Annotated in this window: 1 protein-coding gene and 2 pseudogenes; all 3 read right to left on the bottom strand. The window is 64.2% G+C overall.

From position 1 onward, the window contains the following. Window positions 1-443: pseudogene (locus JCM12296_RS34660) on the bottom strand (hypothetical protein); the annotation flags it as partial. 26 nt (window positions 444-469) lie between these two features. Continuing rightward, on the bottom strand, window positions 470-859 hold the full coding sequence (locus JCM12296_RS51235; RefSeq protein ID WP_422699274.1) for a hypothetical protein: 390 nt from the start codon (window positions 857-859) through the stop codon (window positions 470-472). A 66-nt stretch (window positions 860-925) separates the two neighbouring features. After that, window positions 926-1,533 (bottom strand): annotated as a pseudogene (locus JCM12296_RS51230) (P-loop domain-containing protein); the annotation flags it as partial. Window positions 1,534-1,582 lie beyond the last annotated feature (49 nt).

Genomic DNA, 1,582 nt, shown 5'->3' with positions numbered 1-1,582 from the left:
TGCGGGGCGGGGTGGGCCGCGAACCAGGCCCGCGCCCGGTCGAGCCGGGCAGGAAAGTCACCGGGTACTCCCGGAACTTCGAAGATGTTGTAGGTGATCTCCCGCCATCCGTCTGAGGGGACATCGTCCAGCACGGTGTTTTGCACAAAGGCGAAATCGCCGCGCCGACGCCACAACTCACCGTCCAGGGCAAAGGGCGGAAAGGCGGCCGTGAACCAGGCCGGTGCGTGGATCTCCACGCCCTTGCGGGTCATCAGGGTCTTGCCGTTCCAGACCCCGCGGATGCCGTCGAGCTTCTCACTCATCAGCCAGCCGGCAATCGGCTCACTGCCCGTGTAAACGCTGGCCTTTTGCAGGACCGGCGGATCGGCCGCGGCCAAACCGGCAACCATAACCATGACCAGCCCGATGACACCGGCAAGACGAAAAAAAGACGCTGGCATGCTCCTTCTCCGAATCCGGCGGCGGCTCAGGACCCGCAGCCCTCTTGGATCATCTGGATTCCCCGCAGCCGATTCAGGGCAAAAGCCAGTTCAAGGGCCCGGAACCCGGCAAGATGGCCACAGATCCGATCGCTGATCCCATCGAGCCCTTTCTCGGCCATATCCGCGACCACCCGTTCGGCAACCGCCCGCAGGGGGGTGTGCCGATCCATGTACGGTTTGCCGTATTCGATGGCCGATCCGATGGCGTGGGTCTGGGCGGTCTCGGTGAGTTGCTCCAGATCGGCCAGATCGATCACCTGCCGTCCGAAAATCAGCCGCTGGCGGTCCTGGGCGCGAATGCTGCGCTTGCCGAACGCATTGACCGGGTCGATGCTGTCGGCCAGGGGAATCCGCGGGCAGGGACGAAAAGGCATGACGCGGCCTTCATCCTTCCGCCGCACCGGGCAGGCGGCGGCGATCTGGTGGGCCCGCAGGGTAACGTCCACGGCCTGGTAATCGACCATCTGGATGACATGATCGGCAACGTCGAAGTAGTCCCCCACCCCACCCAACACCAGCACCGTGGAAATCCCCTGTTCCCGGTAAAGCTGCCGGACCCGGTCGATAAACGCCGTGATCGGCTCGTCATCCCGACGCACCAGTTGCTGCATCTTGTTGTCACGGACCATGAAATTGGTAGCACAGGTGTCTTCGTCCATCAACAGCACCCGCGCACCGGCTTCGATCGCCTCGACGATGGCCGCGGCCTGGGAGGTGCTGCCGCTGGCATTTTCCGTACTGAAAGCACGGGTATCCGTGCCAAAGGGAAGCCGGTCGATGAACATGCCGATATCGGTGTTGACGACGGCGCGGCCGGCATAGGCCCGGACCTTGACCGTCTGATGATGGGAGACGCAGCGTTCCCGCCCGTCACCGGGAATGTGGTTGTAGATTCCCAGTTCCAGGGCCTTAACAGGGTCGATTTTCCATGGAATCCCCCTCCGGTGATCAAGGTGACCCCCTTGGGGATGCCCAATCCGGTGATCCTGCCCGCATGGGGCAAGTCGACGGTGATGGAGAGGGACGGCGGCGCCCGGAACGGGACCAGGGGAGCGGCCAGCTGGGGCCGGTCGCTGGGACCACTCTCCCGGGGCAGG

The sequence above is a fragment of the Desulfosarcina cetonica JCM 12296 genome (assembly GCF_001311845.1).
GTDB classification, from domain to species: domain Bacteria; phylum Desulfobacterota; class Desulfobacteria; order Desulfobacterales; family Desulfosarcinaceae; genus Desulfosarcina; species Desulfosarcina cetonica.
This window is presented reverse-complemented; position numbering and strand designations above follow the sequence as displayed.